Origin of the sequence: Candidatus Pseudomonas phytovorans (assembly GCA_029202525.1) — a bacterium.
GTDB classification, from domain to species: domain Bacteria; phylum Pseudomonadota; class Gammaproteobacteria; order Pseudomonadales; family Pseudomonadaceae; genus Aquipseudomonas; species Aquipseudomonas phytovorans.
The window spans coordinates 2842956-2855138 of record CP119325.1 but is presented as its reverse complement, the minus strand read 5'-3'; the positions used below and the strand labels follow the sequence as shown (position 1 = coordinate 2855138).

Here is a 12183-nt window from a genome sequence, read left to right as displayed (position 1 = left end):
TTGTGCTTGTAAGGGATGGTTGAAAACAGGTGTCGGCTCAGACCATTGCCGGGTCAGGCTCCAGGCCCATGAGCTCGCGGCCGAGGATTTGCGAACATACGTCATAGTCGGTGTAGGCATGGGCACCGGTCATGTGCGAATCGCGGAACAGCCGCTGCAGTTCGTTACGCTCGAACCAGGCGCCACCACCGGCGGCTTCCATCAGGCGGTCGACGGCCTGGATGCACATTTTCACGGCATAGCCCTGGTTGGTACGCCAGAACGCCAGCGTGCCACGCGATGGGTATTCGTGGCGGGCGCTGTGCTCGGCAATCTCGTCCCAGCTCTTTTCCAGCAGTGCACGTGCAGCAGCCACCTGGTGGGTCGACTCGGCCAGGCGCATCAACGCCGGGGTGGCGGCGCCCACTGCAGCACCGGTGTAGGCACGCACGCGGTTGCGGGTTTTCTCGCGGAATACCTCCAGCATACGCTCGGCAACGCCCAGGCTGACCGTGGAGAAGCCGCTGGCAAAATAGGGGCGGTACGGGGCGAAGAAAATCTTGCTGTCGGGGTACAAACCAAAGCCCGCCGACTTGCCCTCCATCATGTCCTTGGCCTTCTGGATGCGGTGCTCGGGTACGAAGGCGTCACGCACGATAAGGGTTTTGCTGCCACTGCCGCGCATGCCCACGGCATACCAGTCATCACGGATTTCATAGTCGCTGCGTGGCAGAATCGCGAAGCAGTAATCCTGAGTGCCTTCGGCGTTCTTGCGGCGGAATCCGAGGATCGCCCATTCGGCGTGGTCGCAACCGGAACTCCAGCCCATTTCGCCGCTGAACGACACGCCGCCCTCAACCTCTTCAGTGCGGCCGAACGGCGCGATACTGCTGCTGGCGGTAGCGTCCGGGTTGCTGCCCCACACCTCCTGCTGCAGCTTGGCCGGGAACATTGCCATCTGGTGGCTGTGGGTGCACAACAGGCTCATGGCCCAGGCGGTGCTGGCGCAGGCCCCCGCCAGCAGGGCGATGCACTGGGCAAACTCTGGCAGAGTGATTTCCATACCGCCGTAGTGCTTGGGCAAAAAGGCGCGGTGCATGCCGATGCTTTTCAGCAAGGCGATATTCTCTGCCGGTACACTGCGGTCCTGCTCAGCGGCCATGGCATTGGCGGCGATGGTCGGCAGGACGGACTTCAGGTCTTCCAGCAGGGGGTTTGGCGTTTTCATGAGCGGTCTCTTTCTTATTGGATTCAAAGACGCGATCAGTATGTGAGCGGCAACTGGGCCGCGGAATGCACGTTACGAGGGGAACATTGCACTTTCCATGGCCTGCGGAAATTGCCTGGCGACAAGCATTGACCCGTGCATTTTCGATCACCACAATCCCACCCTCAAGACGCGCGCGGCCCGCCGCGCCCCTGATGGAGCGATGCTGTTGAAAGACCTTTCCCCTTCTGCGGTGCGGGTGTGCGATGCCGCCGTCGGCCACTTCGCCGAGTACGGCTATGACGCCTCTTCGCTGAACGAAATCGCCCAGTTGGCGGGTATGCGCAAGGCATCCCTGTATGCGCACTTTGCCAACAAGGACGCCTTGTTCGTGGAGGTATTCCAGCGTGCGCTGGTGCAGGAAACAGCCTTTGTCGAGCACGGCTTTGCGCAGGAAGGCCGCGACGGCCTGGCGCCGGGGCACTGGCTGGCCCTGCACCTGGCCGAACGTTATCGCGACTCGGCCGAGCTGCGCTTCGTGTTGCGCACAGCGTTCCTGCCCCCGTCAGGGATCAAGCCGATTGTCACAACGGGCTTCGAAAACTACCTGAACGGCATACGCGAAGGGTTCTGTGTGGCCCTGCAAGCTCGCCATGGCTGGGCGCGTGAGCAGCACAGCCGCCTGGCGCTGTATGCCGATGCTTACCTGGGCATCATCGACAGCCTGTATGTAGAGCTGATGTACGCAGGCCCCGCTGCCTATGAGCGCCGCGCGGCAGCACTGCTGAAAGTGCTCGAAGACTCACTGTCACTCAACGGCTGACGCTTGGCGCGTCAGGGTTTGATCTTCTTCATTTCATCCAGCAGTTGCATCAGCTGCTGCAGCTTGTCTTCGCCAAACTGGGCGAGGATCTTGGCGTAGTTGCTCGCCATCTCTTCGCTCATGGCCAGAAACGCCTGCTGGCCGGCCTCGGTCAGGCGGATGTACACCCGGCGCTGGTCCTCCGGCGACTTGCGCCGCGCCACGATGCCGTCACGCTCCAGGCGCTTGAGCACCCCGCTCATGCTGGGCTTGAGGATACAGGCCAGCTCCGCCAACTGATGGCTTTCCAGCTCGCCTTGCTGGCGCAGGATACGAATGACCCGCCATTGCTGCTCGGTCAGGTCATGGGCATTCAACGCCGGGCGGAAGAACGCCATGGTGGCTTCGCGCGCCTGCAGCAAGGTCAGGGTCAGGGAAGGTCTTGGTGTGGTCATGCGGGCTCTGAAGGGCTGGAATCAGCAAACCGGCGAGTATGGCAGTGCATAATCATTAATACATTAATAGAATGATTTCCACCCATTTCCAGGCAGCAACGCCAGCCGTCGGTTGCGCCTCAGGCCATCGCCTGGGCCCGGTAATCCTTGGGCGAGCGCTCGAACTGTTTCTTGAACGAGCGGCTGAAGTGCGCCGAGTCGGTAAACCCCCACTTGTAGGCGATCGAGGTGATCGATTCGCTCCTGAAGAACGGGTTGGCCAGGTCATCGGCGCTGCGCTTCAGGCGTGCCCGCTGAATATAGCGGCACACGCTATCGCCTTCCTCCTCGAACAAACGGTACAGGTGGCGCACCGAGATGTTCAGGCGCCCTGCCAGGTTGGCCGGGCTAAGCCCGGGCTGTGACAGCGACTCGTCGATGACTTGCTGCACGTAACCGCGCAGGTTGGCACCGTTCAAGGCTTGGAGGTTGCCCGGCGCTTCACCATGGCGCTCGAAGCCCGGCTCCAGCAGGGCGATGAAGGCAGTCTGCAGCGCGTCGCCCTGGGCGCCATCGCCGCTTACGTTACCGTCCTTGCACAGCTGGTCCATCAGCACATGCAGCATGCGCCCGCAGGCGTTGGTCGAGGAGATCTTGCCAAACATCGGGCCGCTGCCCTGCACGTACTTGCGCACCTGCTCACGCGACAGGGCCAGCGAGACATGCTCGATCAAGCCGCTGGGGGTGATCTCGCAACGCCCGACCGAATCCATCAGCAGCAGCTCACCCGGCGCCAGGCTGACCTGCACGCCGCCCTGGCACACGGTGGAATGCCCGGCACGCTGGCTGACCAGAAAGCAATGCTGATCATCGTCGAGGGTGGGATTTTCGCCCAGCCGGCGGATGTTGCCGGCGTTGGTGCGCAAATTGGCCAGCGGTAAGCCTGCGCGGGAAAAGGTGGAAATTTCGCCGATGAACAGCGAGTGGTTGGACGCAAGCTCCGTCTCGAAGCGGCCACAGATCTGCTGCAAGGCCGTGGTCCAGCGTTCCAGCCCATAACGGTTGGATTGTTGAGTATGCATGGCTACCCTCGACGCAGGATTTGTTGTTATGCGCACATTGTTAACATGTTATCTATGTACGCACAACTGTCATCATTCGTCGGTACATACCGCAAGGCGTATGCCAGGTTGCGTCAAAGGCTGGGTAGCAAGGCGTTGAACTGGGCCAGGCTGGCCATCAGGTGCGCCCGCTGCTGCGGGCTGATCGGGATGTAGCGGCGAAACGCTGGCATGCGGTTGACCACTTCGCTGCCGCCCATGTGCTCCAGTGTCAGCAACCATTGGCCGTCGCGCCAGGCCAGGGTCAAGCGCTTGAAATCCAGTGGCATCAGGGCTGCCACCAGTGCTGCCTGCTGCAGCAACCGGTCACGCAGTTGAGCGAAGCGTACACGGTCACCCTTGCGGTACACGCACGCCAGGCCGGTGCGGCGTAACGCACCGGTGTGGCGCAGCTCCAGGCTGACATCGCCCCCTTGCGGGGCAGGCAGCAACAGCTGGAACTCACAGGTGACGATATGCATCAGCAGGTGGGCTTCGATGCGTTCGTGCACCTGAGCCTGCCAGCCCGGTACCGGGCCGTGGAGCACCCCGGCAGCCAGGTTCTGCTGCCCCAGGTTGCGCGCCAGGCATGCCAGCGTCGTCCCGGGTCGGTAACCGGAAGGCGCTCGTGGCGCCAGCAGGCGTTCACGCAAACTTCTGATCATGCAGCACGTGCTCCACGGCGTGGCCAGGTTCGGCGGCGAACTCTTTCTCTAGCACATCCTCAACCCGTGCCGGCTTGAACGGGTTGACCTTCTGCACGCACAGCGTCCAGAACAACGCATAGGCCGCAGTAGCACCCAGCATGATGGCGAACGGCACGTAGACATCGGCAGGGTTCATGCCTGGCGGCGTGATGAACGCCATGCCGATGAGGATGCCACTGCTGGAGAAGATCTGCGGCAACGGGAACAGTGGCGAGCGGTAGGCCCGCGGCAGGTCCGGGCGGCGAATGCGCAGGATCACCACCGACAGCGTCACCAGCAGGTAAGCGGTACTCCACGCGCACACGGCGGCCAGCACCAGGTGCAGGATGTTGTCCGGGTTGCCGCCCAGGTACCAGGCATGCAGGCAAGGGATCAACGCCACCACCAGAATGCACAGTAACGGCGTTTTGAAGCGCGGGTGCAGGTAGGTGAACACCTTGGGCAACGCGCCGTCGACCGCCATGCCGTAGAGAATGCGTGGCACACCGGCCATCAGTGTGTTGATGGTTGCCGCACCGGCGAACAAAAAGCCGATACCCAGCCACACCGGGCCGATGTCGCCCATCACCTGCTCAGCGAAACGCGGGATGGCCATGGGCGTGTCCAGCAGGTGCACGCCGCTGGCGGCATCGAGCACCACGTTTTCCACCTGGCGCTTCATCGCCGCACCGTAGATGAACATGCAGCTGGCCACACCAAACAGGCCCAGCGCCATGGCCCGTGGCAGCACCCAGGCCGAGCGGCGCAGCTCAGGCGCCAGCGGTGTGACGAACTCGCAACCGACGAACATGAACATGGCCATGCCGACCAGCGACAGGATGGTCATCAGGTCGGTGCCCACCAGTGACACGCCGAACGGACCGTCCAGCTCCACTGCTGGAGCAGCAATAAGGCCGAGCACGCCGAACACCATCAAGGTGGTCCACATACCAAAGGTAAGCACCACTTCCGCGCGGCTGAAGGCGCTGACACCAAAGGCATTGAGCACCGCGAACGCCACCACGAAGCACACCCCCAGCAGCCACGAACCGCCGGCAGATTCCGCCAGGGTATTGAGGTGCTCGAAGTTCACCAGCGCCATCACCCCCGACAAAATGGTTTCGGCGGTGCCGGCGAACACGTGCACGATCAGGTAGGCCGACAGCGTGCCGGTGATGGCGAAGAAACGGCCCATGCCGCAGTTGATGTAGTCGTACACCGAGCCTGTGGTCGGCAGGATCGAAGCGGCTTCGGCGAATGTGGTGGACTGCGCGAGCATCATCAATGCAGCGATGACCATGGCCACGGCGAAGGCGCTGCCGCCGATGCCAAAGCCCATGGTTGCGGTGAGGATCACCGGGCTGGCCATGATCAGCCCGACGGTGCTGGCCAGGGCGGTGGGGAAACCGACCGTGCCGCGGTTGAGGTGCTCGGTGAGCTTGTTATTGAGTGACATCGTATGCCCCGGCTTGTTTTTATGGCGTTGAACGAGTGATCACTGTGCGCTGCAGGTGGCATGGCGTCTTGCCAATGGCTGCCGCCGCCCTTGTTGCTGCCTGCCAGCGCCCTCTGTTCATGCCTGCATCGGCCTCATCGCCGGCAAGCCTGGCAGCCACAGTCATGCCCCTGTCACGCAGGCACAAGAACCGCTCTGCCCCGCTCACTAAGCTGCAGGCTTTGGCCACCTGCCCCGGAGTTTGCATGAGCGACATCACCCTCCTCCCTGCCGTCACGGCCTTCCTGGCCCGCGAGCATGGCGTGTTCATCCACGGCCAGCACCTGGCCAGCCAGTCGTCCTCGAACATCGCCGTGGTCAACCCGGCCAACGGCCAGACCATCGCCCACATCGCCGACGCCAACCAGGCCGATGTCGACCATGCCGTCAGCTCCTCGCGCCAAGGGTTTACCGCCTGGTCGCACACCAGTCCCGCCGCCCGCGCCGCGGTGCTGTTCAGGCTGGCCGACCTGCTGGAAGCCAATCGCGAAGCGCTGGCACAATTGGAAACCTTGCAATCCGGCAAGCTGATCGGCATTTCCCGTGCCTTTGAAGTAGAGCAGGCCGCGCACTTCCTGCGCTACTACGCCGGCTGGGCCACCAAGATCACCGGCCAGACCATTACCCCGTCGCTGCCTTCTTTCGCCGGTGAGCGCTACAGCGCCTTCACCCTGCGCGAACCGATTGGCGTGGTGGTGGGCATCGTGCCATGGAACTTCGCCACCATGATCGCCATCTGGAAGCTGGCCTCGGCCCTGACCACCGGCTGCAGCATCATCCTCAAACCCAGCGAATTCACCCCGCTGACCCTGCTGCGCATTGCCGAACTGGCCACCGAAGCAGGCCTGCCGGCCGGTGCACTGAACGTGCTGACCGGGGGTGGCCTGGTGGGCAAGGCGCTGATCGAGCACGCCGGTACCGACAAGGTCTCGTTCACCGGCTCCGTGCCCACCGGTATCGCCGTCGGCCAGGCCGCCATGGGCGCCAAGCTGACTCGTGCAACGCTGGAACTGGGTGGCAAGAACGCGGTGGCTTTCCTGCCCGACGTGGCCGTGGATAAGGCAGTCGATGGCATCATCGAAGCCGGCTTCCTGCACTCGGGGCAAATCTGCGCCGCGGGCGAGCGCTTCTATGTGCACCGCTCACGCATCGATCCACTGCTGGATGCTCTGTCCCAGCGGCTGGGCCAACTGAAAATCGGCTCACCGCTGGACGAAACCACCCAGTTCGGCCCGGTGGCCAACAAGCCGCACCAGCAAAAGCTGGCCGATCTGTTCGCCATCGCGCGCGCCGAGGGCAGCCAGATCATTCACGGCGGCAAGATAGGCGACGGCCCAGGCTGTTTCGTCGAGCCCACGGTGATTCTCGCCAAATCAGCCAGCGACACCCTGCTCAACCAGGAAACCTTCGGCCCGGTGGCCACCTTCCTGCCGTATGACGACGAAGACGAACTGCTGCAGTTGATGAATGCCTCGCCCTACGGCCTCAGCGCCAGCCTGTGGACCAATGACCTGGGCAAGGCCATGCGCATGATCCCCGAAATCCAGGCCGGTACCTTGTGGGTGAACATGCACACCCTGCTCGACCCGGCTGTGCCGTTTGGCGGCATCAAGGCTTCCGGCATTGGCCGCGAGTTCGGCTCGGCCTTCATCGACGATTTCACCGAGCTGAAGTCGGTGATGATCCGCTACTGACCACGCCCCTGGCCAAGGCGTGCAAGCGCCTTGGCAGCCTCGAACAAGACCCCGCCCCGCCGCACACGCCCTAATAGGCCATCGCCGCCAACCGCGATGGCCCCTCGTCAGACCGAGGGCGCCCCCGAACAACAAAGGCCCCTGTGAAGGTGCCGAGAACAATCGAGGGATGTGTAATGGTCAAACCGCAAACGCTGTCCACCTTGGCCCTGGCAACCTTGCTGGCCAGCCAGGCCGCGCCGGCCGTTGAGCTGTACGCCGACGATGACAGCCACCTGAACGCCGACATGCTGGCGGTATGGGGCATGTTCAACAGCCGCAAGAACTACGACGGCACCACAGGTGGTTCGACCTGGCGCGAAGGCTTTATCAAGTATGGCCTCAGCGGGGACCAGGGCCTGGCCGGCAACGGCACGCTGTATGGCAGCCTGAACTGGGTAAGCTCGGCCACCTGGGGCGATGGTGATGCAGCCGGCAACACCGACGGCACGGAACGCACCACCAAGATCGAGGACGCCTTCCTCGGCTGGCGCTCAGCCGACCTGTTCCCCACGCTGGGCAAGGATGGCGTGGACGTTTCCGCCGGCCGCCAGACCATTCGCCTGGGCAGTGGTTTTTTGATCAACGACGACGGCCCGAACCTGGGTAATGGCGTCGCCGACGGTGCCCTGGACCGCGGCGGTGCTTACTACCTGGCCGCCCGTCACGCCTTCGACCGCACCGCAATGCTGCGCCTGGGTGGTAGCGAAGGCCTGCATGGCAGCCTGCTGTGGCTCAAATCCGATAACCGCGCCCAGGCGGAAACCGAACTGGCCGCCGGCACACTGGACTACACCCACGCCCTGGGCACCCTGGGGCTGACCTGGATTCACGGCATCGACGTTACCGACCAGTGGGCCAGCGACTTTCAAAAAGCCCGCGAGGGCATGGACGTGTACAGCGTGCGCGGTGAGGGCAGCGCCGGCATCGACAATGCCAGTTTCGCTTTTGAATACGCCTGGCAGGACAAGACAGATGGCCCCGAGCAAGCCTGGTATCTGCAGGCCGGCTACACCTTTGCCGACCTGCCGTGGGCGCCGTCGGTCACCTATCGCTATACCCGTTACTCGGCGGGCTGGGACGCGCTGTTCAGCGGCCTGTCCAGCGGTTACGGCACCTGGTTTCAGGGTGAGGTCGCCGCCAATTACGCCGGCCCTTTCAACAGCAATACTGGTATTCACCATGTGGGCGTGAAGGCGACGCCGCTGGAAAACCTCACCGTCGGCGCGTTGTACTTCGACTTCGACACCGTGCGGACCCGCGACAGCCTCAACCTCGATGCCCGGGAGCTGGACCTGTATGTGGAATGGGCGGTCAACGAGCATTTGATCATCAGCCCGCTGGTGGGGCTGTACCAGCCGCGCAAGGATGAGAGCAACGGCGGTAATCAGGTGGGGGGGAATGGCACCAATGTGTATAGCCAGCTGACCGTGGCTCTGCCGTTCTGAGTTCGCCGAGGCGGCTGCATCGCCTGGTAGATCGAGCGCCGCCCGCGCGGCGCATCGCGAGCTGCGCTCGCTCCCACGTTTTTTTCGGGCCAATTATTCCTGGGGAATTTGCGCGCGAACGCCTTGGCGCATGACGCGATATCGCGCCGTACATACAAGGCGGTCGCGCGCGCCTGTAACAGGCGTTACTGGCCAAAAAAAAGGTGGGAGCGAGCGCAGCTCGCGATGCGCCGCGCGGGCGGCGCTCGATCTCCCAGGCGCCGAACTTTTCAGGGCGAACAACGTTTGACCTTGCCTGGCCCGGCGCATAATATTCGCCAACCTACCGATCGGTAGGTGAAAAATCAGCCAGAGAAAACCATGCAAGCAGATCCCGCTCCCCCAACACCATTGCGCTTCGCCCTGGGCCTTGGCCTGATCGGCGCCCTCGGCCCGTCCGCTGTCGACATGTACCTGTCGAGCCTGCCGGAAATCGCCAGCCACTATCAGGCAAGCTTCACCCACGTGCAGTTGACGCTGACGTTCTTCCTGCTGGCCATGGGCGCCGGCCAGTTGCTCTTCGGCCCCATCGTCGACGCCTTTGGTCGGCGCAGGCCGCTGCTGACCGGCCTGTTGCTGTTCATCCTCTGCTCACTCGGCGCAGCCGCCGCTCCCAGCCTCGACGCCCTGATCATCCTGCGCTTCTTGCAGGGCCTGGGCAGTGCGCTGACCTTGGTAGTAATCATGAGCATGGTCCGTGATGTCAGCCAGGGCGTAGCCGCGACCAAGCTGTTCGCCCTGCTGATGACCATCGAAGGCGTGGCGCCGATCCTGGCCCCGGCTCTGGGCGGCGTGATCGACGCGCATTTCGGCTGGCGCGCCGTGATGCTGGTACTCGCCGGCATGGGTTTGGCCGTGCTGGTCAACAGCCTGCTGAACCTGCCAGAAACCCTGCCCCTGGGTAAACGCGAACCGCTGCGCCTGGGCCACGCCTGCCGTACCTACCTGGCCATCCTCGCTGACCGCCGCTTCCTGCGGCCGACCCTGGCAGTGGCGGCGGTGTTCTTCTTCCTGTTCGCCTACATCGGCGGTGCCACCCTGGTGTACCAGGCCCACTACGGCCTGAGCGCCCAGGCCTTCGGCCTGCTGTTCGGCGCCACCGGGGTATCGATCCTGTTCGGTGCCATGACGGCCAGCCGCCTGATCAGCCGGCTGGGCCTGAATACCCTGACGCGTGCAGGCGTGCTGTGCATGGCCGGCGGCGCCTGCATCAGCCTGCTCGGCGCACTGACGGGGCTGGGGCTGCCGGGTGTGGCCAGCGGCATGGTGGTGGCCCTGTTCGGCTTGGGGATCGCCGAATCGACGCTAATGTCGCTGGTGATGGCCTCGCAGGACAAGGCACTGGGCTCCACCGCAGCGCTGCTGGGCGCCATCCAGCTCTCGGCCTCTGCCGGCGCGGCCCCCCTGGCTGCGGTGGTGCTCAACCACGGGCCGACCGCATGGGCGGCGCTGCTGGCCCTGTGCACCCTGGTGGTGTGCCTGCTGACCGCCCTCAGCCTGCGCGACACCCCCGCCAGCTTTTCGCTCGCTGGCCACTGAAGCGCTGGCACTGACGGTCAACTCGGCTGGCAGGCAGGCACAAGACGACCTACCAGTCGTTAGCGAAACTGGTTGCCTCGATACCAACAATAAATCCGACGGCAGCCAGCCCTGCGAGACCCGCCATGACCCTCGATACCAGAATTGACTTCATCTACCTGTCCGAGCAGGACATGATCCGCGCCGGCGTCACCGACATGCCCGCCTGTGTCGACACCATGGAAGAAATGTTCGGCCTGCTGTACCAGGGTGACTACCGCATGGCCGGCCCGAACAGCGACTCGCACGGCGCGATGATCACCTTCCCCGAGCACTCGCCATTCCCCAACATGCCCAAGCCCACGGCCGACCGGCGCATGATGGCGATGCCGGCGTACCTCGGTGGCCACTTTCAGACCGCAGGCGCCAAGTGGTACGGCTCCAACATCGCCAACCGCGAGAAAGGCCTGCCCCGCTCGATCCTGATGTTCACCCTCAACGATGCCGACACCGGCGCGCCACTGGCGCACATGTCGGCCAACCTGCTGTCGGCCTATCGCACCGGCGCCATCCCGGGTGTCGGCGCCCGCCACCTGGCGCGCAAAGACGCCAAGGTCATCGGCCTGGCCGGCCCGGGTGTAATGGGCAAGACCACGGTCGCCGCGTTCATGGCTGTCTGCCCGCTGATCGATACCCTCAAGATCAAGGGCCGTGGCCAGAAGAACCTGGATGCGTTTGTCGCCTGGGTGAAAACCAGCTTCCCGCAAATCACCAATGTTCAAGTAGTGGAAACCCTGGAAGACGTCGTGCGCGGCTCCGACCTGGTCAGCTACTGCAGCTCCGGCGAAGTCGGCGACCCCAGCCAATACCCGCTGGTGCGCCGCGAGTGGGTCAAGCCCGGCGCCTTCCTGGCGATGCCCGCGCCCTGCAGCATCGACGCCGGCATGGAGCAGGACGACGTGCGCAAGGTGGTGGACAACACCGGCCTGTACGAAGCCTGGTTCGAAGAGCTGCCCAAGCCTGCGCACAACCACGTGCCGCTGGTAGGCGTGCGCTTCATGGACATGATCGCCGAAGGCAAGCTGGCCGCCGAGCAGGTGGAGGACATCGGCAAGATCATCAGCGGCGACGCACCGGGGCGCCTGCATGACGACGAAATCATCCTGATGTCGGTGGGCGGCATGCCCGTCGAAGACGTGGCCTGGGGCACCGTGGTGTACCGCAAGGCGCTCGAGCAAGGCATCGGCGTGAAGCTCAACCTCTGGGAAACCCCCGTTCTCAGCTGATCCCCCCACAACCGGATAACAAGGCAAAGCCCATGACACACATCACCAAACTGAAAACCGGCTCCAGGTTCGAAGACATGGCCAGCTACTCCCGCCTGGTGGCGGTGGACAACTGGATTCATGTGTCCAACACCGCCGGGCGCAACCCGCAGACCCAGCAGATTCCAGAAGACGTTATCGAACAGACCCACCAGGTGTTCGCCAACATCGAAACCGCCCTGGCTGCGGTCGATGCCAGCCTGGCCGACGTCATCAACTCTCGCGTGTTCATCCAGGACCCTGCCGATGTGCCACGGGTGATGGACGTGATCGGCGAGAAGTTCCGCGGCATCGACCCGGCCACCACCGTCACCTGCCCGCCGCTGGGCTCGACCGTGTACAAGGTCGAGCTGGAAGTCACGGCCTACCGCGGCGCGGGGCAAGCGCAGGTGACGATGATCCGCCTTGGCCAGTGAG

11 protein-coding genes are annotated in these 12183 nt (G+C 63.8%); 6 read left to right on the top strand and 5 right to left on the bottom strand.

The genetic code is table 11. The features are described from left to right. Positions 1-37 precede the first annotated feature (37 nt). Positions 38-1207 carry a flavin-dependent monooxygenase gene (locus P0Y58_12735; GenBank protein WEK33008.1) on the bottom strand — a complete coding sequence of 390 codons (1170 nt, stop codon included), beginning with the start codon at positions 1205-1207 and terminating at the stop codon, positions 38-40. 202 nt (positions 1208-1409) lie between these two features. Here P0Y58_12735 and P0Y58_12730 point away from each other — a divergent pair, with 202 nt between their 5' ends. Further along, complete coding sequence (locus P0Y58_12730; protein ID WEK33007.1) at positions 1410-2009, top strand: helix-turn-helix domain containing protein; 600 nt, start codon at positions 1410-1412, stop codon at positions 2007-2009. Between the two features lie 11 nt (positions 2010-2020). On the opposite strand, the gene hpaR is transcribed toward P0Y58_12730, so the two are convergent. The 4 genes from hpaR to P0Y58_12710 form a co-directional block, all read right to left on the bottom strand. Beyond that, positions 2021-2443, bottom strand: a complete 423-nt coding sequence (hpaR, locus tag P0Y58_12725; GenBank protein ID WEK33006.1) for a homoprotocatechuate degradation operon regulator HpaR — start codon at positions 2441-2443, stop codon at positions 2021-2023. Positions 2444-2562: 119 nt separating this feature from the next. Next, positions 2563-3504, bottom strand: a complete 942-nt coding sequence (gene feaR, locus P0Y58_12720) for a transcriptional regulator FeaR (protein WEK33005.1) — start codon at positions 3502-3504, stop codon at positions 2563-2565. A gap of 113 nt (positions 3505-3617) precedes the next feature. Beyond that, the gene (locus tag P0Y58_12715; GenBank protein ID WEK33004.1) at positions 3618-4187 is read right to left on the bottom strand and encodes a DUF3156 family protein; all 570 of its coding nucleotides are present in this window, start codon (positions 4185-4187) and stop codon (positions 3618-3620) included. After that, complete coding sequence (locus P0Y58_12710) at positions 4168-5664, bottom strand: APC family permease (GenBank protein ID WEK33003.1); 1497 nt, start codon at positions 5662-5664, stop codon at positions 4168-4170. The genes P0Y58_12715 and P0Y58_12710 overlap by 20 nt, the downstream gene beginning before the upstream one ends. 245 nt (positions 5665-5909) lie before the next feature. On the opposite strand from P0Y58_12710, the gene P0Y58_12705 reads away from it, so the two are divergent. The 5 genes from P0Y58_12705 (at position 5910) to P0Y58_12685 (ending at position 12182) form a co-directional block, all read left to right on the top strand. Next, positions 5910-7397 (top strand): aldehyde dehydrogenase family protein, encoded by a 1488-nt coding sequence (locus P0Y58_12705; GenBank protein ID WEK33002.1) that lies wholly within the window; start codon positions 5910-5912, stop codon positions 7395-7397. Positions 7398-7573: 176 nt separating this feature from the next. Beyond that, complete coding sequence (locus tag P0Y58_12700; protein WEK33001.1) at positions 7574-8884, top strand: hypothetical protein; 1311 nt, start codon at positions 7574-7576, stop codon at positions 8882-8884. Between the two features lie 360 nt (positions 8885-9244). Then, positions 9245-10462 carry a multidrug effflux MFS transporter gene (locus tag P0Y58_12695; GenBank protein ID WEK33000.1) on the top strand — a complete coding sequence of 406 codons (1218 nt, stop codon included), beginning with the start codon at positions 9245-9247 and terminating at the stop codon, positions 10460-10462. 125 nt (positions 10463-10587) lie between these two features. Then, complete coding sequence (locus P0Y58_12690) at positions 10588-11727, top strand: tyramine oxidase subunit B (protein WEK32999.1); 1140 nt, start codon at positions 10588-10590, stop codon at positions 11725-11727. 32 nt (positions 11728-11759) lie between these two features. Then, positions 11760-12182, top strand: a complete 423-nt coding sequence (locus P0Y58_12685) for a RidA family protein (protein WEK32998.1) — start codon at positions 11760-11762, stop codon at positions 12180-12182. Position 12183 lies beyond the last annotated feature (1 nt).

Coding starts and splice junctions, on each gene's coding strand:
- P0Y58_12735 (WEK33008.1), bottom strand. CDS start 1,207: ATGAAAACGCCAAACCCCCTGCTGGAAGACCTGAAGTCCGTCCTGCCG.
- P0Y58_12730 (WEK33007.1), top strand. CDS start 1,410: ATGCTGTTGAAAGACCTTTCCCCTTCTGCGGTGCGGGTGTGCGATGCC.
- hpaR (WEK33006.1), bottom strand. CDS start 2,443: ATGACCACACCAAGACCTTCCCTGACCCTGACCTTGCTGCAGGCGCGC.
- feaR (WEK33005.1), bottom strand. CDS start 3,504: ATGCATACTCAACAATCCAACCGTTATGGGCTGGAACGCTGGACCACG.
- P0Y58_12715 (WEK33004.1), bottom strand. CDS start 4,187: ATGATCAGAAGTTTGCGTGAACGCCTGCTGGCGCCACGAGCGCCTTCC.
- P0Y58_12710 (WEK33003.1), bottom strand. CDS start 5,664: ATGTCACTCAATAACAAGCTCACCGAGCACCTCAACCGCGGCACGGTC.
- P0Y58_12705 (WEK33002.1), top strand. CDS start 5,910: ATGAGCGACATCACCCTCCTCCCTGCCGTCACGGCCTTCCTGGCCCGC.
- P0Y58_12700 (WEK33001.1), top strand. CDS start 7,574: ATGGTCAAACCGCAAACGCTGTCCACCTTGGCCCTGGCAACCTTGCTG.
- P0Y58_12695 (WEK33000.1), top strand. CDS start 9,245: ATGCAAGCAGATCCCGCTCCCCCAACACCATTGCGCTTCGCCCTGGGC.
- P0Y58_12690 (WEK32999.1), top strand. CDS start 10,588: ATGACCCTCGATACCAGAATTGACTTCATCTACCTGTCCGAGCAGGAC.
- P0Y58_12685 (WEK32998.1), top strand. CDS start 11,760: ATGACACACATCACCAAACTGAAAACCGGCTCCAGGTTCGAAGACATG.